At 63.7% G+C, this 19,493-nt stretch carries 23 protein-coding genes and 2 pseudogenes; 17 read left to right on the top strand and 8 right to left on the bottom strand.

Going from position 1 to position 19,493, the window contains the following annotated elements:
• Positions 1-471 precede the first annotated feature (471 nt).
• Both RQI43_RS18865 and RQI43_RS18870 read left to right on the top strand, forming a co-directional pair.
• Positions 472-765 (top strand): hypothetical protein, encoded by a 294-nt coding sequence (locus RQI43_RS18865; RefSeq protein ID WP_056428847.1) that lies wholly within the window; start codon positions 472-474, stop codon positions 763-765.
• Between the two features lie 83 nt (positions 766-848).
• Positions 849-2,507 (top strand): calcineurin-like phosphoesterase family protein, encoded by a 1,659-nt coding sequence (locus tag RQI43_RS18870; RefSeq protein ID WP_311276216.1) that lies wholly within the window; start codon positions 849-851, stop codon positions 2,505-2,507.
• A 47-nt stretch (positions 2,508-2,554) separates the two neighbouring features.
• On the opposite strand, the gene RQI43_RS18875 is transcribed toward RQI43_RS18870, so the two are convergent.
• Positions 2,555-3,133 (bottom strand): type 1 glutamine amidotransferase domain-containing protein, encoded by a 579-nt coding sequence (locus RQI43_RS18875; protein ID WP_311276217.1) that lies wholly within the window; start codon positions 3,131-3,133, stop codon positions 2,555-2,557.
• Positions 3,134-3,364: 231 nt separating this feature from the next.
• Here RQI43_RS18875 and RQI43_RS18880 point away from each other — a divergent pair, with 231 nt between their 5' ends.
• Positions 3,365-3,586: a hypothetical protein gene (locus RQI43_RS18880; RefSeq protein ID WP_056428854.1), complete on the top strand. Its 222-nt coding sequence runs from the start codon at positions 3,365-3,367 to the stop codon at positions 3,584-3,586.
• 9 nt (positions 3,587-3,595) lie between these two features.
• Here the strand turns inward: RQI43_RS18880 and RQI43_RS18885 are convergent, their stop codons facing one another.
• Positions 3,596-3,985, bottom strand: a complete 390-nt coding sequence (locus tag RQI43_RS18885; RefSeq protein WP_056428856.1) for a hypothetical protein — start codon at positions 3,983-3,985, stop codon at positions 3,596-3,598.
• Positions 3,986-4,298: 313 nt separating this feature from the next.
• Here RQI43_RS18885 and RQI43_RS18890 point away from each other — a divergent pair, with 313 nt between their 5' ends.
• Positions 4,299-4,508 carry a cold-shock protein gene (locus RQI43_RS18890; protein WP_026175704.1) on the top strand — a complete coding sequence of 70 codons (210 nt, stop codon included), beginning with the start codon at positions 4,299-4,301 and terminating at the stop codon, positions 4,506-4,508.
• Between the two features lie 201 nt (positions 4,509-4,709).
• Entirely contained in the window at positions 4,710-4,940 is a 231-nt protein-coding gene (locus RQI43_RS18895) for a hypothetical protein (RefSeq protein ID WP_056428857.1), read from the top strand.
• 381 nt (positions 4,941-5,321) lie between these two features.
• On the opposite strand, the gene RQI43_RS18900 is transcribed toward RQI43_RS18895, so the two are convergent.
• Positions 5,322-6,149, bottom strand: a complete 828-nt coding sequence (locus RQI43_RS18900; protein ID WP_311276218.1) for a 3'(2'),5'-bisphosphate nucleotidase CysQ — start codon at positions 6,147-6,149, stop codon at positions 5,322-5,324.
• Positions 6,150-6,472: 323 nt separating this feature from the next.
• On the opposite strand from RQI43_RS18900, the gene RQI43_RS18905 reads away from it, so the two are divergent.
• On the top strand, positions 6,473-6,985 hold the full coding sequence (locus tag RQI43_RS18905) for a DUF6101 family protein (protein ID WP_311276219.1): 513 nt from the start codon (positions 6,473-6,475) through the stop codon (positions 6,983-6,985).
• Positions 6,986-6,998: 13 nt separating this feature from the next.
• Here the strand turns inward: RQI43_RS18905 and ubiA are convergent, their stop codons facing one another.
• Together ubiA and RQI43_RS18915 are read right to left on the bottom strand one after the other, a co-directional pair.
• Positions 6,999-7,955, bottom strand: coding sequence for a 4-hydroxybenzoate octaprenyltransferase (ubiA, locus tag RQI43_RS18910; protein ID WP_311276220.1), 957 nt, complete (start codon positions 7,953-7,955; stop codon positions 6,999-7,001).
• A gap of 38 nt (positions 7,956-7,993) precedes the next feature.
• Complete coding sequence (locus RQI43_RS18915; protein WP_056428862.1) at positions 7,994-8,467, bottom strand: hypothetical protein; 474 nt, start codon at positions 8,465-8,467, stop codon at positions 7,994-7,996.
• Between the two features lie 236 nt (positions 8,468-8,703).
• Here RQI43_RS18915 and RQI43_RS18920 point away from each other — a divergent pair, with 236 nt between their 5' ends.
• From RQI43_RS18920 to RQI43_RS18945, 6 genes are all read left to right on the top strand, one after another.
• On the top strand, positions 8,704-9,456 hold the full coding sequence (locus RQI43_RS18920) for a 16S rRNA (uracil(1498)-N(3))-methyltransferase (protein WP_311276221.1): 753 nt from the start codon (positions 8,704-8,706) through the stop codon (positions 9,454-9,456).
• Positions 9,457-9,585: 129 nt separating this feature from the next.
• The gene (locus RQI43_RS18925; protein WP_311276222.1) at positions 9,586-10,953 is read left to right on the top strand and encodes a glutamate--cysteine ligase; all 1,368 of its coding nucleotides are present in this window, start codon (positions 9,586-9,588) and stop codon (positions 10,951-10,953) included.
• A gap of 152 nt (positions 10,954-11,105) precedes the next feature.
• Entirely contained in the window at positions 11,106-11,513 is a 408-nt protein-coding gene (locus RQI43_RS18930; protein WP_056428874.1) for a hypothetical protein, read from the top strand.
• A gap of 84 nt (positions 11,514-11,597) precedes the next feature.
• Entirely contained in the window at positions 11,598-11,834 is a 237-nt protein-coding gene (locus RQI43_RS18935; RefSeq protein ID WP_056428876.1) for a sulfurtransferase TusA family protein, read from the top strand.
• 110 nt (positions 11,835-11,944) lie between these two features.
• Complete coding sequence (locus tag RQI43_RS18940) at positions 11,945-12,511, top strand: NUDIX hydrolase (protein WP_311276223.1); 567 nt, start codon at positions 11,945-11,947, stop codon at positions 12,509-12,511.
• A 12-nt stretch (positions 12,512-12,523) separates the two neighbouring features.
• Positions 12,524-12,787, top strand: a complete 264-nt coding sequence (locus tag RQI43_RS18945; protein WP_311276224.1) for a hypothetical protein — start codon at positions 12,524-12,526, stop codon at positions 12,785-12,787.
• Positions 12,788-13,279: 492 nt separating this feature from the next.
• Here the strand turns inward: RQI43_RS18945 and RQI43_RS18950 are convergent, their stop codons facing one another.
• Entirely contained in the window at positions 13,280-13,441 is a 162-nt protein-coding gene (locus RQI43_RS18950; protein WP_207412557.1) for a hypothetical protein, read from the bottom strand.
• Positions 13,442-13,718: 277 nt separating this feature from the next.
• On the opposite strand from RQI43_RS18950, the gene RQI43_RS24585 reads away from it, so the two are divergent.
• From RQI43_RS24585 to RQI43_RS18970, 4 genes are all read left to right on the top strand, one after another.
• A complete protein-coding gene (locus tag RQI43_RS24585) occupies positions 13,719-13,877 on the top strand; it encodes a glycoside hydrolase family protein (RefSeq protein WP_405030662.1) in 159 nt (52 codons plus the stop codon).
• A 588-nt stretch (positions 13,878-14,465) separates the two neighbouring features.
• Positions 14,466-14,816, top strand: coding sequence for a hypothetical protein (locus RQI43_RS18960; protein WP_056428888.1), 351 nt, complete (start codon positions 14,466-14,468; stop codon positions 14,814-14,816).
• A gap of 134 nt (positions 14,817-14,950) precedes the next feature.
• Positions 14,951-15,226, top strand: a complete 276-nt coding sequence (locus RQI43_RS18965; RefSeq protein WP_311276226.1) for a hypothetical protein — start codon at positions 14,951-14,953, stop codon at positions 15,224-15,226.
• A 483-nt stretch (positions 15,227-15,709) separates the two neighbouring features.
• Positions 15,710-16,543, top strand: a complete 834-nt coding sequence (locus RQI43_RS18970; RefSeq protein WP_311276227.1) for a phosphotransferase — start codon at positions 15,710-15,712, stop codon at positions 16,541-16,543.
• Between the two features lie 479 nt (positions 16,544-17,022).
• On the opposite strand, the pseudogene RQI43_RS18975 reads toward RQI43_RS18970, so the two are convergent.
• A pseudogene (locus tag RQI43_RS18975) lies at positions 17,023-17,751 on the bottom strand (DUF4113 domain-containing protein); the annotation flags it as partial.
• 45 nt (positions 17,752-17,796) lie between these two features.
• Here RQI43_RS18975 and RQI43_RS18980 point away from each other — a divergent pair.
• Positions 17,797-18,048: pseudogene (locus tag RQI43_RS18980) on the top strand (IS481 family transposase); the annotation flags it as partial.
• 74 nt (positions 18,049-18,122) lie between these two features.
• Here RQI43_RS18980 and RQI43_RS18985 read toward each other — a convergent pair.
• Positions 18,123-19,474, bottom strand: a protein-coding gene (locus RQI43_RS18985; RefSeq protein ID WP_311276228.1) for an IS3 family transposase whose coding sequence is annotated in 2 segments (ribosomal slippage) — positions 18,123-19,138 and positions 19,138-19,474 — 1,353 coding nt in all. Because the reading frame shifts where the segments join, the coding sequence is not laid out codon by codon here.
• Positions 19,475-19,493 lie beyond the last annotated feature (19 nt).

Here is a 19,493-nt window from a genome sequence, read left to right on the forward strand (position 1 = left end):
GCCGGGAATGCCGACATGGACGAGCCTCGCCGAGGCCGATCCCATCCAGTCCCGTGTTCCGCCAGCGGACGAGCCTGCGGCGGAAGGGCCCTATGCAGCCGGATCGGTTGCCGGCTCGGTGTAGGATGTCTACATCGGCGGTCCCCGCGGCTAATGCGTTCGACGGTTTCGCGAACCCTCTCGGACTTGCGTGGCTGCAGGGCTTGCCGTGACGGGGCGATGCGGACCAGTTCTCTGCGTCGATCCTGTGAGGCCTGGTGGGCCGGGTCGCGTCAGGTGTGTCACGAGTGCGGGGAACAGGAACCGTCGCCGTGGCTGATGGCCCACGCTCATTGCGCGCTCAGCTTGTCGAGCCATTTCAGGACAAGTGCCGGACGAGTGCTTGAGCGGATTGGTTTACCGACTTCACGCACAAGTGAGACGGGCCGGGGAACCGGCCAGGTTCCTCCGCGTAGTCTCGGGCTCCTCCTCATGCGCCGCCTTCTTACCAACGGCACCAAGGCGATCGTCGCCATTGCCGCGCTTTCCACCGCCGCCCATTGGGCCATGCGCCTCCAACGCGAGCCCGCGCTGTCCGCCGTGCCGGTGGCAGCGATGAAGGACCCGGTGGCGACGGGGTCGATCCCCGTGAGAGCCGTCGAATCCCCCGCCGGTGATCGCCTCGTGGACGTGACACGCGGGCTCGACCAGAAGCGTCTCGGCGAGTTGATCTCCGGGGCCGCCGTGACCAAGCCCAAAGTCGAGAAGACCGTCGCCACGCATTGAACGGGCGACGCTCGCCGGAAGCGTCACGCGATGGTCAAAGGCACGTGGTTCGGTGTGGCCGACCCGTTGCAACAGGCTTTCGCATGATGGACCGATCCGCTCTGACCCGCCGCCAGACCATGGCAGGCGCCGCCGCACTGGCGCTGTCGGCCAGTTCCGCCCGGGCGTCGGAGCGTGCGACGGGCATGGTCTACGAGAGTGTCTCCGGCGAACGGATCGGCATCCCGGATGTCGCCGTCTCCAACGGCCGGGACGTGGTCCTCACCGATCGTCAGGGCCGCTACGGCCTCGATGTGTCGGATGGCGACACCGTCTTTGTGGTCAAGCCGTCGGGCTTTGCCCTGCCGCGCGACGAGAACAACATCCCGCGCTTCAGCTACCTCCACCAACCGCAAGGGACGCCGCCCGAATTGCGGCTGCGCTATCGGGGCATCGACCCGACGGGACCGCTTCCCGCCTCCATCGATTTCGCGTTGTCGCGCCAGGCGGAACCGGATGCCTTCGAGGTGATCCTGTTCACCGATCCTCAGCCCGAGAGCCCGGTGGAACTCGGCCATGTCCGCGATACGGCGGTGACCCGCGTCCTGGGGACGAAAGCCGCCTTCGGCATGACCACGGGCGACATCCTGTTCGACGATCTCTCGTTCTACGGCCGCTCGAACCGCATCATGGGGCGCATCGGCATTCCCTGGTTCCATATCGGCGGCAATCACGATCTCAATTTCGAGGCGCCCGACGCACGCTACAGCCGCGAGACCTTCAAGCGGGTCTACGGAGCGCCGTACTACGCCTTCCACCACGGCAAGGCGCTGTTCCTGATGCTGGACACTGTCCATTATCTCGGCGCCGCATCGGGGGCGGGCGATGGGGTAGGGCGCTACGAAGGGCGCATCGGCGAACGCCAGCTCGCCTTCGTCGCCAACATGCTGGCGCAGACGCCCAAGGATCGCCTCGTGGTCATCGCGATGCATATCCCGCTCTACACCGACCTCAACCCGGACGATCCGCGCCAGAACGTGATGGACCGCGAGCGCCTGCTGGACCTTCTGGGCGACCGCCCGGTATTGAGCCTCGCCGGCCATACTCACACGACGGAGCATCATTATCCCCGTGCGGGCGGCGCGGGGAGCCACCATCACCACGTCCTCACCGCTGTCTCGGGCTCGTGGTGGAGCGGCCCCTCTTCCCGCACCGGGATCCCCTCGGCCGACAGCCGCGACGGAACACCGAATGGCTTTCATGTCCTGTCGGTGGACGGCGCCGGCTACACGACCCGCTACCGCCCGGCCCAGGGCGAGCCGGACGAGGGGATGCGGATCGTTCTGGAGAGCCAGTATCGCGGCGGCGCGGGCGAGGTCCTGCGCGATTACCGGCCGATGCAGACCCTGCGGTCGCCGGTGCCGCGAGAGAGCCTCTCCGCCACCAATCTGGTGGTGAACGTCTTCGACGGCGGCCCGCGCACGCGGGTCTCCTATCGGATCGGCAGCGGCCCGGCCGTCGCGATGGTGCGGACGCGACGCCCCGATCCGTTCGTGAACGAGGTCTACCTCCGCTATCCCGAGGCGAAGAAACCCTGGGTGAAGGCGGAGCCCTCGAGCCATATCTGGGTGGCACGTCTCGACGGGGACATCCCGGCCGGCAGTCACCGCATCACCGTGGATGTCGAGGACGAGTACGGTCGTCCGCTCTCCTCCGGTCTGGTGCTGGAAGTCACCGGCGAAGTCGGGTCATCGCGGGGCTGAGTCGAAGAGCCCGCCCGTTTCGGGGCGGGCGGAGCGTAAGCCCGGTGTCAGGCGGCCAATTGGCGAGCGCCGTGGTTACCCTCTTGGATCTCCTCGACGATCTTGGCGCAGAACGCGTCGAGGTCGCCCGGATTGCGGCTGGTGACGATCCCTTTGTCGGTCACCACCGCCTCGTCGTGCCACTGGCCGCCGGCATTGATGACGTCCGTCTTGATCGATGAGAACGAGGTCAGGTTCAGGCCCTTCACGGCACCGGCCTCGATCAACAGCCAGGGCGCGTGGCAGATGGCGGCCACGACCTTGCCGGACGTCAGAAAGGCCTTGATCACCTCCAGGGCCTTCGGCTCGAGCCTCAGCTTGTCCGGGTTGATCTGACCGCCGGGGAGGACGAGCGCGTCGAAATCGGCCGGGTCGATGTCTTCGAGATCCTTGTCGACCGCAACGTTCTTGCCCCAATCGGTCTTGTCCCAGCCGCGAATGGATTCCCGCGATTCGCGTGATTTCGGCGATGCGACGACGACGCTCGCTCCGGCCCCCCTGAGATTCTGCAGCGGAACGGTGAGCTCGGTTTCCTCGAAACCGTCTGTCGCGACGATGAGAACCTTCGACTGCTTGATGTCGGCCATGGCAGATCTCCGCATGTGTTCAAAGAGGTAGCGGAAGAACCGGTGGCGGCTGGGGCAGGTTCCTGGGCGGGCCGAGGCGCAATGCAGCCACGGCGGCAGCACAAGGCTCGAATTCATGCTTTGCTGGAACTGGCGAGGATCGGGGCGGGTTGGTCCGAAAGACGACCGACTTAACGTCGGAACGCGATCCACCTAGAAGCGCGATCCACCTAGAAGCGAAGGAGACGCTGAATGGCCAATCCAGGCCTACCGATCCCCGAGCCGCTGCCGGGCGGAATCCCCGGTGACCTGCCACCGCCGCCGCTGCCGCCCGATGAAGGGCCGGATATCGGCCCGACCGGACCACGGACCCCGTATCCTGTCGACGATCCCGGCGTCGACGAGCCGAAGGGGCCGGGCTCCGAGCCCGATTATCTGCCGGGCGGACCGACCGACCCCGGCGTCAGGATGTGATCGAGGGGTCTAGTGATCCCCGTGTGACGCGCGCACGTCCCGGGGCGCACTGAGGATTTCAGAGAGGCTCGTCACCACGTGGCGGGCCTCTTCGTCCGTCAGGCGCAGCTGGAAGGGGGGAAGCGCCCCGGCCTGCAAGGCGACCACGGCCTGTCCCTGCTCGTCGGTGCCGACCTCGATGGCGGACGAGGTGACTTCGAGCATGGCGATATCCTCGTCGCTCAGATCGTCCGGCAGGTCGACATCGTCCGGCTCGTCGATCGCGGTCAGCAGCTGTCCCACCGCACGCACGAGCGCACGGGCCGCCCGCGCATCCATGACGACGGCCGTGGCCTGATCGTCCTTCTGGAATGAGAGCTGGATGTTCGCGCCTTCGAGGGAAACCGAGATGCCCGCCATGAACCGCCTAATTGCGTCGCCTAACTGCCTGGAACAGGTCCCATATATGCATGTCGCGGACCGAAAAACACGGGGTCCGATCGGAGTCCCATGAGAGTGCAGCGTGCCGGTGCGGCAGGCAAGATCGAGCCGGGTGCCTTGTTGCCGCCGCACAATCAGCCTACATGGAGGACAGCGGGCATCAGTGAGCCGAACGCAACGTGCATCGCACGTCTCACGACCTGCTGATCCCGTCAAATGTAAAAGAGGACCGGCGCCGGGTATCTCGAGCAGATGCACGTCTTTGGTCAACGAACGATACGAGGTTCTATTCGTGAATACCGGCACTGTTAAGTGGTTCAACGAAACCAAAGGCTACGGCTTCATTCAGCCCGATGACGGCGGCAAGGACGTGTTCGTTCACATCTCCGCCGTCGAGCGCGCGGGAATGCGCAATCTCATTGAAGGTCAGAAGGTCTCCTACGAGATCCAGACCGACAAGCGCAGCGGCAAGGACTCGGCTGGTAACCTCCAGGCGGCTTGACGCCCCCGGCGCCAGCCCTCGGGGCTGGCGTCACCATCGGCGATCGAGCGCCGTGTCCGCCGCCATCCCGACGATCTCCTCTGGGGAGACGAGTTCGCTGAGGATGGCATCCCTCCCACCCTTCAAACCTCTGACTTACGGAACACGGAGCTAAGCTCGTTGTTCTGCACACCAAGAAAATCTGAAAGATCACAAGAAAACATGTTGTTCGAATACACCCGGCGCCGCGGCGTCCGTTCGCCCATCACCGATGCAGCGACATTCAAGGTAGGAAAGCTGAAGCAGACGACGTCGCGTGATGCGCAGGACATCGATCTCAGCCACCTCATCGATACCTCATACAACTACCATTCGCCCCGTGAACTGCGCTGGCACCTCGCCGAGCGGCTCGGAGTGGCTCCCGAAGTGGTCGCGGTTCGCGAACACGCCTGATCGGGCTTATCCTGCGTCGAGGGCATCGTCCCCGCGCTGATGGACGTTTCGCGCCGAGTTCCTCACAGGGCTCGGCGTTTGCGTGTCCGGGCCAATCGCGCCGGCACGGGGGCGGGGGAGAATCACTTCGGTCGTCTCGACCATCGGGTGTCCCGCACCTCGCCGGATGCCTGCGCTTACCGGGTTGAACGCTCAGGTCCATGGCGCCACGGAGCACCGCAACGCGGCCGGATTCGTCGATCGGCCCGGAGGCCTCGAAAGCCTCGCCGATGGCGGTCGAAACCCGGCTCGATTCCGGTCGATTTCACCGCCGCATCCACACGCAACCGACGCTTCGCCAGGCTGCGAAGGGAATGACGCGTCGTCGCGATGACGAACGCTTCAGACCCGCGTCAGAGCTGCAACGACATCGTCGCGCAGGGTGTCCGACATCGCGATCAGGGCCCCGTGGACGGGATCTGGTCTATTGTAGGTCGTGCGATTTCCCCGCAGGTCGCTCACCGATCCTCCCGCCTCGCGCAGGAGCAGGTCGGCCCCGGCGAGGTCCCAGTCGCGCGCGTCGGACGAAACGAGGCCGATATCGATCGATCCCTCCGCGACCCTGGCCACCCGCAAAGCAAGGGACGGCACACGCGGGATGATCTTGAAATCGACCGCTTTTCCGTCAACGGAGCCGCCCCGTGCAAGCTTATCGGCCATCGGTTTCGGTCCTGTCACCCGCGCACCAGCGAGCCCGGCCTGTCGCGAGACCGACAGCGAAACGCCGTTGCACGTCGCGCCAGCACCCGCCACCGCCTCGTAGAACTTGTCGCTGACGGGAGCATGGACGAAGCCGAGAACCGGCTGCCCCTGCGAGAGCAACGCCACCGAAATCGACCAATCGGGATGGCCTGTGAGGAAGGCACGGGTGCCGTCGATGGGATCGACGATCCAGACGAGGTCGGAGCCCAGGCGAATTGGATCGTCGCTCGTTTCCTCCGAAAGCCAGGCGGCCTTCGGCAGCAAAGCACTCAGCCTGATCTTCAGGAACGTATCCACCGCCACATCGGCTTCCGTCACCGGAGAGCCACCGGCCTTCGACCATGTCCGGGCCGTCGTCTGTCCGTCCGCCCGGAAGTAGGGAAGGGCGAGGGAGGCAGCTTCGCGGATCGCCGCCCGCAGATCAGGGACGAGGGCCTTGGCGGCTTCGATCGACATCGTGTCGGACATGCGTCTCCGAATCTTCGGGTTTTCTCGAGAAGAGATGCGAATCGGGCCTTTCCGCGCCCTGCGGCGGGAAGAGACTGATACCGTTGTAGGGCGGGCATCCCATGCTCACAAGGATCGAGGATCCGGAGATGCACCGCGATCCTGAGGAATGAAGCAAGGAAGTGTTGAGCATCCCAATCGCTTCCCCGCCGTCCACGATCGCTTAACTGTGGCTATTAAGGCGGTTTGAGGAGGTTAGACGCAAATCTGCTTGTCATAAGAGACGGCCCGATAGAGGCCGATCACACCAACAGGGCGTCGGACCAATGAACACTTTCTCAAACATGAATCCAACCGAGACAAACGTCGGCATCGCCACCGATCACTGCCTGCAGGATGGCGTCGCGCTGAGCTCCGTGGCGTTCACTACTTCGGTTCTGCCGATCACCGGCCGCGTCGCCGGTGGTACCGTGGCCGTCGGTGTCGCCCTGGCCTTCGCATCCGAGGATTCCGATGCCTGCGACGAGGATCGCTTCGCCCTTCTGCTCGTGGACGAGACCGGCGCCACGCTGGGGCGTCTCGGACCTTATGGCGATGACGATGTGGTCGCGATCTGGCGTGATTGCTCGGCCCGGACCGGCCTGCCGCGGATGATCGTGCGGGAAGACGGCACCCTAGCAACCGTGTCGCGCCAGCTCGGCCGTGTCGCTCTCGGAACGACCCGCACCCGCCGTCGTCACGGCCTGCTCAATAGCCGCCGCCCGCGCTTCCTCGTCCGTCGTAAGACCGGCGTGCTGCCGGTGCGTCCCCTGATCTATCGCGGTGAGAGCGAGATCGTCGGAGGCGCACTGTCCTGAGGCCGGACCGGCCTCAGAAGAGGGCCTGCCACAGGGCATCGGCCGACAGGCCAGCGAAAAGTATCAACCCGGCATCGCGGTTAGAGCGGAAGAGCAGCAATGCCCCGCGCCCGTCACCGGGTTTCAGACGGAAAACCTGCCATCCGAGATGGGCGGCAAACAAGGCAACGCCGAGAAACCCGACAGGGCCCGCACCAGCCAGTGCCGCAGCTGTGGCAATGGCGGCGGCCGAGACCGCGTAGCACAGGCCGATGGCGGGCTTCAGACCACGGCCGAACAGACGGGCCGACGAGCGGATGCCGGCGATCTCGTCATCCTCGATGTCTTGAACCGCATAGATCGTATCGTAGCCGACGATCCACGCAAACGCGCCGACATAGAGAGCCAAGGCCGGCGCACCGAGACTGCCGAAGGCGGCGACCCAGCCCATCAGCGCTCCCCACGAGAAGGCGAGGCCGAGCACCGCCTGGGGCATCGACATCACCCGTTTCATGAACGGATAAATCGCCACTGGCAGGAGCGACGCCATGCCGACCCAGATGGCGGTAGCGTTGAATTGTAGTAGCACGGCCAGACCGACCAGCGCCTGCATCACGAGGAAGATGGCGGCGGACCGCGTCTTCACCTGCCCGGAGGGGAGGGGGCGAGAGCGCGTGCGCTCCACCTGCGCGTCGAGATCACGGTCGGCGATGTCGTTGTAGGTCGAGCCCGCCCCTCGCATGGCGATGGCGCCGATCAGGAACAGGAGCAGATGCGCCGGGTCCGGAAACGGCTTGTGACCGGCGAGCGCCGCCAGGGCGGCCGACCACCAGCACGGCAGGAGCAGTAGCCACCAGCCGATCGGCCGGTCGATGCGGGCGAGGCGGAGATAGGGACGGAGGCCGCGCGGGGCGAGACGATCGACCCAGTGGCCGACGACAGCATCCGCGACCTTCCCGTCTGCGCCGTCTGGCGAGGTCACGCCCGCCATGGGGGGGCGTGACCGTGGACCGAAATGGCAGCCAAGGCCTAGAGCGCGCCCTGCGGCATCTTCAAGCTGCCCGTCAGGCCTGGCCCGCCGAGCATGCCACCACCGCTACCGCCGCCGCCGTTCTGGGCCTGCGCCCGCGCCTGGGCTTCCATCTTCGCGGCCTGGGCGGCGACGCCGCAGATCTTGGTGCGGATGCCGGCGACCTTCAGATGGTCGGCCTTGAAGCCTTCGGCGAAGGAATCGGGAATGGAGCACCATTCCTTGTTGGCGGCGATCCACTTCACGCCTTCGTTGCCGTTGGTCTGCAGCTTGCCGAACAGCGCGCAGGCTTCGGCCGGGGTCATCTTCTTTTTGGAGTTCGAGGCGGCATTCGCCTTGGCCACGAGATCCTTGCGCGACTGGAGCGTCTTCTGGATCTCACCGCATTCCGCGTTCTGCGCGAAGGCGGGACCAGCGATGAGAACGGAGCCGAATGCAGCTCCGGCGACGGCCGCGATGATCTTCGATGACATGAGTTGGATTTCCCTCTCCCCCAATCTACACCGGTGCCTTGCCGTGGCTGCCGGAGCGATTGCCGAACCTCGTTGACGTCTCGCCATAGGAATGTGGCGTCTTTCAAGACGTAAATGGCCGGTAAGGTTTGCGTTTGGGGAAACTCGACAAAATCCAGCGCTGTTGCCCCGGCGCATCACTCGCAATCGGACGCCGGCGTTGACAGGCCTGCGAACGCGGGCGACCACGCTGAGCCATGGCAGCATACGACTTTACCGCCCCACGCCTTTTCGTCGAATGCGACCTTGGTGAAGGCACTGTCCTTCCCCTGGAACGCGCCCAGGCGAACTACCTGCTGAACGTCCTGCGTCGTGGCCCGGACGATCCCGTCCTCGTCTTCAACGGCCGCGACGGCGAATGGCGCACCCGCATCGCTCAGAGCGGGCGCAAGAGCGCAGAACTGATCGTTGTCGAGCAGGTACGCCCTCAACCCGAACGTGCCGACCTGCATTACCTCTTCGCGCCACTGAAGACCGCCCGGCTCGACTATCTGGCGCAGAAGGCCGTGGAGATGGGAGCCGGCACCATCCGGCCGGTCTTCACCCGTTACACGCAAGGCGAGCGGATCAATCTCGATCGCCTGCGCGCCAACGCCATCGAAGCGGCCGAGCAATGCGGCATCCTGGCGATTCCCGATCTTCCCGATGCGGTCCGGCTCCCCGTAGCGCTCGCGGAACTCGCGCCCGAACGCCTCCTCGTCTTCTGCGACGAGGAGGCCGCGGTGGCCGATCCTGTCGCGGCCCTGCGTGGCGCCGCCGACCCGGCGATGCCGCCGCCCCTGGCGGTTCTGATCGGGCCTGAGGGTGGGTTCTCGGCAGAGGAGAGGGAAATGATCGCTGCGCGGCCCAACACGGTCGCGCTATCCCTCGGACCTCGGATACTACGGGCGGATACAGCGGCCGTGGTGGCTCTCACCTTGGTGCAGTCTGTGCTGGGAGACACACGCTGATGAGCCCCCCACCACGCCGCGTTGTTCATGGCTCGCGGCTGGACTAAGGAGTCGCCATCTCCAAAGGGGCTCCTCCGCTGCGGTCCGGCCTGCCTCTCACCACACACGACCTTCATCACGAGGCAGCGCATGGCGCGCGATACGTCCGACACGACACCGCTGACAAAGCGGGACGAACTGATCGCGTGGTTCGCCGAGGGCGAAAAACCGCCCGAGAGCTTCGCCGTCGGCACGGAGCACGAGAAGGTTCCGTTCTACCGGAACGGCAACGCACCCGTTCCCTACGCGGGCGAGACTGGAATCCGCGCGCTCCTCGAAGGCGTTGCGCGCGAAACCGGCTGGGAGGCGATCGAGGATGCCGGCAACCTGATCGGCCTCGCTGGAAATGACGGAGGAGCGATTTCGCTCGAACCTGGCGGGCAGTTCGAATTGTCCGGCGCGCCGCTAGCTGATGTCCATGCCACCGAGCGTGAATTGCGCAGCCATCTGGAGGCGACCGCGCGTGCGGCAGACCCACTCGGAATCGGTTTCCTCGATCTCGGCATGAGTCCGAAATGGACCCGCGAGGGAACGCCGGTCATGCCCAAGAGCCGGTACAAGATCATGGCCGGCTACATGCCCAAGGTCGGCTCCCTCGGCCTCGACATGATGCTGCGTACCGCCACGGTGCAGGTGAATCTCGACTTCTCCTCAGAAGCGGACATGGCGGCCAAGATGCGGGTCGCCCTGGCGCTGCAACCAGTGGCGACGGCGCTCTTCGCGAACTCCCCCTTCACCGACGGGCGCCCCAACGGCTTCCTCTCGCGCCGCTCCGAGATCTGGCGCGATACCGATGGCGACAGGACTGGCATGCTGCCCCGCGCCTTCGAGGCTGGCTTCGGGTATGAAGCGTATACCGACTGGCTGCTCGACATGCCGATGTATTTCGTCAAGCGCGGGGAGACCTATCACGACGTCAGCGGCGCCTCGTTCCGCGATCTCATGGATGGGCGGCTCGCGGCGCTTCCCGGCGAGAGGGCTACGATGTCGGACTGGGCGAACCATGCCTCCACGGCTTTCCCCGAGGTCAGGCTCAAGCGCTACATCGAGATGCGCGGCTCAGATGTGGGCGGCGCGGACATGATCGTCGCGCAGGCGGCGTTCTGGGTCGGGCTACTCTACGACGATGCCGGGCTCGCGGCGGCCTGGGACATTGCCAAGGCTTGGAGTACCGCAGAGCGCGAATGCCTCCGCGCCATCGTGCCACGTCTCGGCCTCGCAACACCGATCGCCGGACGCAGTCTGGGCACTGTGGCAGCGGAAGCCCTGGCAATCGCCCGCAAGGGTCTTGAAGCGCGCGGGCGCCGTGATGCCCAGGGACGCGATGAAACTCATTTCCTCCAGCCCCTCGAAGCCATCGTCGCCAGTGGTCATTCGCGGGCTGAGGATAGGTTGGCGGATTACGAGGGTCCATGGCGGCGCTCCGTCGATCCGGCCTTCACGGAATGCGTCTTCTGAAGAGAGGCTATTGACTATAAACCCATGTCTTCTTGAAACGACAATTGTGCCGGGGCACACGTTCGGCCGATAGTGCCTCGTCTGTTCCGGAACGGTTCATCAAAGATGGTGTTTTAACGGTGCAGGTACACTCGAATTAGGAGATCGCCCGCATGTCGCGCATCATGTCCCTGGTCCTTGCCGGTTCGACCGCCGTCGGTCTGGCGGCAGCTCCTCTCTCCGGCGCACAAGCCGCCCCGATGCCCGCTCTGACGTCGGCACAGGTCGCTGGCGGCTCTGCCGTGGAGACCGTTCGCTATGGCCGCTACTACGGCGGCGGCTACGGCTACCGTCGCGGCTATTATGGTGGCGGCTATCGCCGTGGCCCCGGCATCGGTGGAGCCCTCGCGGCGGGTGCCGCTCTGGGCATCATCGGCGGCGCCATCGCGGCGAGCCAGGCTCCCCGCTACGGCTATTACGACCGCGGCTACGCACCAGCCTATGGGTATGCCCCGGCCTATGGCTACGCGCCCGCCTATGGCTACGCCCCGGCCTACGGCTATCCTGCCTACGGCTACTGACATCATCCACGAAGCCTCGTCTTCGGCTCAAGCCCCGCCCGAGGCACCAGCCTCGGGCGGGGCTTGTCGTATCGTTGGGCAGATATGACCGACGCGCCACTCGTCCTCGATCTCAGCGGCCTGAAATGCCCCCTGCCGGTGTTGCGCACCCGCAGGGCCATGCGCGGCCTGGAACCGGGGGCGCAGCTGACCATCCTCTGCACCGATCCGGTCTCGGTGATTGACATCCCCCATCTCGTCACCGAAGAGGGCGATCGTCTCGTCGGTCAGGGCCGCGACGACGGCGTCTTCAGCTTCACCATTGAGAAGGGCGGCACCTGAAAACGGGTTCATTCCGCAGTGTCTTCGCCTCAATGATGCGGCAACTCGCGGTTAGGTGATCCCGAAGAAGGCCGCGTGACCGCCCGTGGCCGGAAGACGGGAACGACTATATGGCGCCGGTGATCCGTGGCACCCGCATCCTACACGATGGCTGGAGCCGCTTTCTCGTGGCAGAAGTCACGATGCCGGACGGCACGCGCCTGACCCGCGAGATCGAGGATCACGGCCGCGCGGTGGGGGTTCTGCCCTATGATCCCGAGCGCCGCGTGGCGCTTCTGGTCGAGCAGTTCCGGCCACCCACCTTCTTTGCTGCCGGTACCCTGTCGCTTCTTGAGATCCCCGCTGGACTCCTCGACGAATCTGAGCCCGAGGACGGCGCGCGCCGCGAGGCCTTCGAGGAGACCGGCGTCCGCCTCGGCACCCTCGAACGCCTAACAACTGGGTGGTCAATGCCCGGGATTTCTACCGAACAGATGGACCTGTTTCTAGGTGCCTATAGCGCCGCCGACCGCTCCGGCCCCGGCGGTGGGTTGGCCGAGGAACATGAAAGCATCACTGTTCACGAGATGCCCCTGGCCACCCTCGCCGTCATGAGCGATCGGGGCGAGATCACCGACATGAAAACCCTGGTGCTTCTCTTCGCACTGCGGCTTCGTCGGCCGGATTTGTTCGCCTGAAGCACCAATCCGGTGGGTACGGCGCGCGTCCTGTTCGATCTGATTGCCGGCACCGTCACCCTGTCCACGAACACGGGCGGCGTCTTTACTAACCTCGCCGGCTCCATCGAGAAGGTTTCGACGGACTTCTACCTCATCACCATCACCGCAACCTGCGCCACCACCGCCCTCGTGTCCCGCCTCTGCTTTGGCGACGACGCGAAGGCTCTCGCGTATCTCGGCGGCACGACCAAGAGCATGGACCTTTGGGCGTGCTCCTTCGCTCCGGCGGCCTAGCCCCAGCACTCTTCCTTTGACAAACTCACCGCAGTAAATCGCGTCCCCCCCCGAGCGGGCCACACAGAGGCGATGACTGTGCCGCCCGTTGGCAGCGGGATCTCGAATTACATGAGCCGCGAATCAGAGAGGACACCGTCGTCTTCACCCGTTGCCGCCGATCAGCATCCGCCATCTATGCATTTCTGTGCAAAGGGCGCTGGACTGCAGGCAATACCTGAAGTTTTGGGGACGCTCGTGCCCTGTTTCAGCGTAATATTTATAGTCGCATAGGCGCTCGCCGCACCTTCGTAGCGGTTAAAGCTTCTGGCCAGTAGCCGGCCCATTCGATGAGCGCGATCGCCAAGGCAATAGCGATCACGGCCAGCGCAACAATCGCCTCGGTCTTCGTCCAACGCCGTCGCGTCCACCGGCTTAAGATGATCGTCAGTCGTAGAAGCTGATCCATCCGGGCAGCTTATCACCGCAAAACCGGCCGGTCGCCGCACATGCTCAAGCCAGCAGCCAGCGGCCGGGATGCACGGCGCCAAGGGCCATAAGAACAAGCCCGACTGCTTCCACGGCAACGAGACAAGTCAGGATCGCGTCCGGCGCAAATCCTTCAGCAAAATGTTCTTCCGGCTCCGGCAAGTGCTCGTTGTCGAAGTGCTGCATTCCAAAATCCGCCCCCGGTCCGGAAAGCCGATCGTAGGAAGATAATTTTGTATTCACTATTCGGGAGACGACGCATGGGCGCGTCCGCCATCATGACGCAGCTGGGCATTGCCGCGCTTAAATCGCGGGAAGGCGTGCAGCTGGAAGCCTAGCTCGACGGAGTCGGTGTGTCGACGACCGGCTACGGCCACACCAAGGGCGTCAAGCTCGGACAGGTCACCACCAGGCCCATGCCGACGCGTTTTTCCTCGGTGACCTCGCCTCGCACGCGCTGCCGATCCTGTCCGCCATCAAGGTCTCGGTGGCCGAACACGAGCGGGAAGTCCTGATCTCCATCGCCTTCAACATCGGCGTGGGCGGCTCTACCGGCTCGACGTTCCTCCACCGCTTGAGCGCCGGCGAACGGAAGGGCTGCGCCGAGGCGATCATGCTGTAGATTAAGAACAAGTAGCTGCCCCCCGACTGCCGAGCGGGACCAGTTCCTGACGCCCTGCACCAAGGGGGCGCCGAAGGCCCGTAGCACCGACGCGAAGCCGGTCAGCGCGCCGCTCACGGCATCGGTGCCGCTGGACGTTCCACCCGTCGTGCCGGCGCCGGCCGCTTCCTTAATGATCCCGCCGGCTATTCCGGTGCCTTCGCCGGCAGCGAAGCCACTGACGAGCCCACAGTAGTCTCTTAGCCGAGCATGCTGGTCATGTTCCTCAACGGCTTCATCAACAACCAGATGGTGGGTCCGAAGGGGGCCTGCTCCCGAGCCTTCGGCGCGGCGGTGGGCTGCTTCATCGTGGTGCAATTCACGTTCGCGCTGACCTATGACGTTTTCACCGTCGCGCATTCTCCCGCCTCAACATTCCCGTCTTCGGCACGCTTGCAGGGTTCGAGGCCCTGTCGGTCTACATTGCCGTCCTGGACGGCGTTTCCCGCAAGAGCCGGCTTGGTGCGGTTCTCGACAAGCTGGAAAGGGTCGACGGGTAATGGGATGACTGGATTTTCTGGATACCACCATCGCCCGCCAATCGGTTGGATGGTGACCCGCGTGCGGGGCGACAAGGAGCACCTTCCGCCGCCGGTGCCCGCAACGCCGGCCGATGTGCCGGCGCCGTTCCAACAGGTGCAGCGCGAGGTCACCGGCGTGATGGAGGAGATGCGCGACTTCGCCCGGCGGCAGACCGTGGACATCAACAGCATCGCCGAGTGCGTGCGGACCATGCGGGATGAGGCGAAGCAGTACACAAGCTTGCTGGCTGCAATCGAACGAGAGCAGGCCACCGAGAACCGGACGCACGGACGCGACGCGCATGCTAAGCGCGCTCCTCCGTCCCAATTAGTCCGACGCGCTACCGCGCCTGTTTGTCGTCCTCAGAGCACGATATGACCCGCCCAGTGAGAACCAGAGCGGTTTTTTGTAACGGATCGGTTGCAACGGCACCAGCCAAGCTGAAACCTTATTGGGATCTCAGTACTTATTTAGCTCAAGCGAAACACTGCTGCCTCAATTTGGATACATCCATGAGTAAATTGATCCTTGTTACCGCTACGATTCTGCTCGCTGGTCCTGCTCTCGCTCAGGGTGTTGCCCCAAGCCAGCCAAGCGGGTCAGGAACGGTCATCGAAAACCAGCCGAACACAACCGGCAATGACCGCGACGTGACAGTTTCGCGTGGGGCGACTGGTGCCGAAACGGCTACGAGCGACTCGGCCGCGGGCGGCAATGCCAATCAGCCTTCGCGTGCCGTGCCAAACGGTAGCGCTGGCGGCGGCGGTGGGGGCAACGGCGGGCTCTGATCTCCACTCTGAGAAAGCCGGCTCATAAGCCTCGCAGACATTAACCCACCCGGCTGACGCCGCGGCGGGTTTTTCGTTTGCAGCCTTGCCACGAGACATCCGGTCACCGTTTCATCCGGCTACTGGCGTAGTTTAACGGTTAGATCACAAGCCTAAGAAACCTGAACCAGGGGCGCGACTCCCCTTGGTGGCTCTATCCTTCTCCTCAAGCCCGACTGCCGTCACGGCCATGAAGGCTTTCCCGCGTTTTAGGAGCACTGTCGGGGCAATTCCGCTGCCGTCTAACAGGCATGAGCGTGTATTTCGCCCCGAACAGACCCTACCCGCGCGGTTCCCGCCCCCGCAGGTATTCGGTGAGTTGTGTGCGCCTAAGCACATCAAGCTTATGTCGGAAATCTTCGTAATCGCGAATGGATTGCCAACTCACTATCGTTGATCCTAACTCCTAGCTTGGCACTGAGCGGGGCATAGAGATGGATCGACATGTCGGCGACGCCAGAAAACGCTTTTGAGCAAGCTCATCACGTGGGCGAAGGGCGCAGTGCAGAAGTTTTTGCAGACAGGTCCGGACGAGTACTCAAACTCTACAAAGCAAAATGGGGCAAGCAGCTGGCGAAAAAAGAGTTCGTTGCGACATCTTTTGCCCGTTCCCATGGCCTGCGTGTCCCGGCTCCTTTGGGCATAATTGAGCAAGATGGACGAAGTGGTGTTATATTTGAACATATTTACGGCAAAACAGTCCTAGAACATTTTAAAAGTAACCCGCTCGGAATGTTAGGCGCGTTACGAAAACTTGCCGTCATTCAGTATAGCATTCATAAAATTGAAAACCCGCCGCTTCCGGACCAACAAGACGCGATCCGTATTCAGGTATCCAGAGCTCGGGTGCCGTCCTGGTTGAAACAGACAACGCTCGCGGTTCTCGACCGCTTACCGGATGGTAACAGGCTTTGTCATGGGGATCTCCATCCGGAGAACGTTCTCTACACATCCGAGGGCTTGGTCGTCATAGACTGGGAGAAGTCAACATCTGGTCATCCGGCGGCAGATGTCGCCCGTACCGACCTCATCATCCGATGCGGACGCGTCGGCGAGACTCGCAGGCTAAGAAAAGCGATAGACAGAATTATTCGTAAAGCTTTGGCAGAATTTTATATTCGGCAGTATTGCCAGTTGAGCATGATCAGCAGGCAGGATGTCATGGCTTGGCGTTTGCCGATGCTTGTTGCTCGCCTTTCCGGTCAGGTCGCTGCAAATGAGCATGAAATTCAGGCAGAAGCTTCAGAGCTCGGAACTCAGTTCGCGCATCTCGTATGAAGAATGGTCACATCGCCCTTAGCTGAACTCAAGCGCAGCGAGCGCAAGCGGACGCCAGACTCGTAGGTATTGACAGGCAGGTTTCCCTACCTACCTAGCGCCTCGTTAAGGAGGCTGTCATGAAAGATAATTCAGATTATTTCCACGAAGTGCAATATGAGCCCGGTGGCTGGTCAGTTATCGACCGGGAAACGAAAGATGCGACGCTGGTACAGGGCGTTCGTCAGGTGGGCCTGTCCAGAGAGGACGCCGACAACGTCGCTGAGGCTTTGAATACCATGGAAGCCGAGAAGTCGGGATTATCTGCCACTTCGACGGAGAGCCTCAGTGAGGTCCACGCTCCCCAAACTCAGCCGTCAGCGCCCTTACGGTCACCTTCGCCATCTCCACCGCCTCGGCCCGTGTGACGCGCTTGGCGCTCTGCCGCCGGAAGGACATGGGATAAAAGGGGTGTGCGTCAAAGGTATGATCGCCTCTTCTCACGCATGGGCCGTCGGCAGTTCCGATACCTGTGTTGTGTAGCGTGCGCTCCGCATCTCGAACTTAGTCGACCAAGTCCGCTACTCCTCCAGGCCGGCCCGCGCGCGAACAACAGCGCCGCGTCCGAAGCGCCGATTGCACTCGTCCATCGCGGCCATCAATGGAGCGTTGCGCTTGCGGTCGAGCGGTCCGATCAGGGTCGTTGGGTCTCATCGAGCAGCTGGAGGTCGGTCGTGATGACGCCGGCCTTGCTGTAGCGCCATGGCAGGTCGCCTAGCGCCTCACACCAGATCCAAGCGACGCCCTCACGCGCCGCCTTGATCAGCCGCCAGTGTGCCGTTCGTCGCCTCAGGTAACGTAACCGTCGTCGAGACGGAGCGCGTCGGGTCCCCGCAGTCATGTTCAGACGTGTGGTAGAAAACCGAGACGTGGGTCGTGCCGAGCCCACCTCGGCGCAACTTCTCATCCAATCGGGTCGCGTCAGCTGACACCACCTGCTCCATCGTTGCGCCGTCCTCGATCCGGCTGGAGAACGGCCGCGTAAGGACACAACCCTTCCGTTGAGCCGGTAACAGTTCGAGCGGAAGGCAGCACACACCGCTCAGCTCATGGATGATGAGGCCTCCGACCACCGTCATCGCCTTGCGGACGGGACGCGGCTCGAGGTCGCGCAAGTCGGCGATCGAATCGACGCCCATGCCTTCTAGCTTCGCTAGCTGTTTGATCCCAGGGTTTGATGGTGCAATCTTCACGTTGGAGTGGAAGGACGCGCTATGGGCCAGGTTCTTCACGGCAGCGCCACGACGACTGAGGCGGTTCGTCGAGCGATCCAGCATAGTCAAGCGAGCCTGAGGGCTCTCTCGAAACGCTACGGGATCAACCAGAAGACCGTCGCCAAGTGGAGGCAGCGGACCTCGGTCGCCGACCAGCGCACGGGTCCGAAGGATCCGCGTTCGACGGTGCTTTCACCTGAAGATGAGGCGGTCGTGGTCGCCTTTCGTCGCCACACGCTCCTGCCGCTCGACTGTCCGTCGTCAGATGATTTGGGACATTCTGCGAATTTCAGGAGCGGAGGCTCTGGTCCATCTGGGGTAAGAGGTTAGGCGGCCTGCGCGTGGTGGCGCAAGCGGCGATCCATGAGGGTCTGGCGCTTGATGCGTTCCCGCTCGGCCAGGATCCCTTCGCCGCGTCCGAAGTAGACGTCAGCAGGCGTGAGGTTGCTCAGGCTCTCATGGGCTCGGGCATGGTTGTAGTGTTCGACGAAGTCGGCAACCTGCGTCTCCAGTTCGCCGGGCAAGTAGGCGTGTTCGAGCAGGATGCGGTTCTTGAGGGTCTGATGCCAACGCTCGATCTTGCCCTGCGTTTGAGGATGGCATGGCGCACCGCGGATGTGAGTCATGCCCCGGCTGCCGAGCCAGTCAGCCAGGTCGCTGGCGACGTAGCTCGGCCCATTGTCGGAGAGCAGGCGTGGCCGATGCATCACCCGCGCCTGATCGAGCCCAGCCGCACCCAGCGCCAGGTCGAGCGTGGCGGTGACGTCGCTGGCCTGCATCGTCGTGCACAGCTTCCAGGCCACGATGTAGCGTGAGAAGTCGTCCAGCACCGTCGACAGGTAGTACCAGCCCCAGCCAACGACCTTCAGGTAGGTGAAGTCCGTCTGCCAAAGCTGGTTGGGCGCGGTGGTCTTATCGCGGAACTCGTCGGCGGCCTTGATGACGATATAGGCCGGGCTGGTAATCAGGTCCTGAGACTTGAGCAACCGGTAGACGGTCGCTTCCGAGACGAAGTAGCGACGCTCGTCTGTGAAGCGCACCCCCAGCTCACGCGGACTGAGTTCAGGCTGCTCCAGAGCCAGGGCAACGATCTGCTCGCGGATCTCCGCAGGCAGGCGGTTCCAGACCCGGCTCGGCCGCGAGGGATGGTCATTCAACGCCTCGGGGCCGCCGCGCTGGTAGGCGTCGTACCACCGGTAGAACGTCGAGCGCGTGATGCCGAGCTTGTCCAGGGTGGTACGTACCGGCAGGTGGGATTGCTCGACGAGCCGGATGATCTCCAGCTTCTCGGGGGCCGGGTACCTCATGCTTCGTCGCCCCCAGCCCCGCTCATGCTTTTTTTAAGCAGACGGTTCTCCAGGACGAGATCAGCTACGACCTCCTTCAGCGCCCCCGTCTCGCGGCGCAGATCCCGCACCTCGTCCGTCGTTGCCGCACGCGCCGTGTCGCCGGACAGGCGCTTCTTGCCAGCCTCCAGGAACTCCTTGGACCAGCCGTAGTACATCGAGGCGGCAATCCCCTCACGTCGGCACAACTCGGCGATGCTGTCCTCGCCACGCAAGCCTTCCAGCACCACGCGGATCTTCTCCTCGGAGGAGAACTGCCGACGTGTGGCCCGACGAATGTCCTTGATCACCGCTTCTGCCGGCTTCTTGGCCGGTCCGGATGTCTGCTTCATCTTCGCTCCTTAGGGGCTA

The sequence above is a fragment of the Methylobacterium sp. WCS2018Hpa-22 genome, assembly GCF_031843785.1.
In the GTDB taxonomy this organism is placed as follows: Bacteria; Pseudomonadota; Alphaproteobacteria; order Rhizobiales; family Beijerinckiaceae; genus Methylobacterium.

Bases quoted from the DNA above. Each gene is read 5' to 3' on its own strand.
- RQI43_RS18865 (WP_056428847.1), top strand. From the start codon at position 472: ATGCGCCGCCTTCTTACCAACGGCACCAAGGCGATCGTCGCCATTGCC.
- RQI43_RS18870 (WP_311276216.1), top strand. From the start codon at position 849: ATGATGGACCGATCCGCTCTGACCCGCCGCCAGACCATGGCAGGCGCC.
- RQI43_RS18875 (WP_311276217.1), bottom strand. From the start codon at position 3,133: ATGGCCGACATCAAGCAGTCGAAGGTTCTCATCGTCGCGACAGACGGT.
- RQI43_RS18880 (WP_056428854.1), top strand. From the start codon at position 3,365: ATGGCCAATCCAGGCCTACCGATCCCCGAGCCGCTGCCGGGCGGAATC.
- RQI43_RS18885 (WP_056428856.1), bottom strand. From the start codon at position 3,985: ATGGCGGGCATCTCGGTTTCCCTCGAAGGCGCGAACATCCAGCTCTCA.
- RQI43_RS18895 (WP_056428857.1), top strand. From the start codon at position 4,710: ATGTTGTTCGAATACACCCGGCGCCGCGGCGTCCGTTCGCCCATCACC.
- RQI43_RS18900 (WP_311276218.1), bottom strand. From the start codon at position 6,149: ATGTCCGACACGATGTCGATCGAAGCCGCCAAGGCCCTCGTCCCTGAT.
- RQI43_RS18905 (WP_311276219.1), top strand. From the start codon at position 6,473: ATGAATCCAACCGAGACAAACGTCGGCATCGCCACCGATCACTGCCTG.
- ubiA (WP_311276220.1), bottom strand. From the start codon at position 7,955: ATGGCGGGCGTGACCTCGCCAGACGGCGCAGACGGGAAGGTCGCGGAT.
- RQI43_RS18915 (WP_056428862.1), bottom strand. From the start codon at position 8,467: ATGTCATCGAAGATCATCGCGGCCGTCGCCGGAGCTGCATTCGGCTCC.
- RQI43_RS18920 (WP_311276221.1), top strand. From the start codon at position 8,704: ATGGCAGCATACGACTTTACCGCCCCACGCCTTTTCGTCGAATGCGAC.
- RQI43_RS18925 (WP_311276222.1), top strand. From the start codon at position 9,586: ATGGCGCGCGATACGTCCGACACGACACCGCTGACAAAGCGGGACGAA.
- RQI43_RS18930 (WP_056428874.1), top strand. From the start codon at position 11,106: ATGTCGCGCATCATGTCCCTGGTCCTTGCCGGTTCGACCGCCGTCGGT.
- RQI43_RS18935 (WP_056428876.1), top strand. From the start codon at position 11,598: ATGACCGACGCGCCACTCGTCCTCGATCTCAGCGGCCTGAAATGCCCC.
- RQI43_RS18940 (WP_311276223.1), top strand. From the start codon at position 11,945: ATGGCGCCGGTGATCCGTGGCACCCGCATCCTACACGATGGCTGGAGC.
- RQI43_RS18950 (WP_207412557.1), bottom strand. From the start codon at position 13,441: ATGCAGCACTTCGACAACGAGCACTTGCCGGAGCCGGAAGAACATTTT.
- RQI43_RS18960 (WP_056428888.1), top strand. From the start codon at position 14,466: ATGGTGACCCGCGTGCGGGGCGACAAGGAGCACCTTCCGCCGCCGGTG.
- RQI43_RS18965 (WP_311276226.1), top strand. From the start codon at position 14,951: ATGAGTAAATTGATCCTTGTTACCGCTACGATTCTGCTCGCTGGTCCT.
- RQI43_RS18970 (WP_311276227.1), top strand. From the start codon at position 15,710: ATGTCGGCGACGCCAGAAAACGCTTTTGAGCAAGCTCATCACGTGGGC.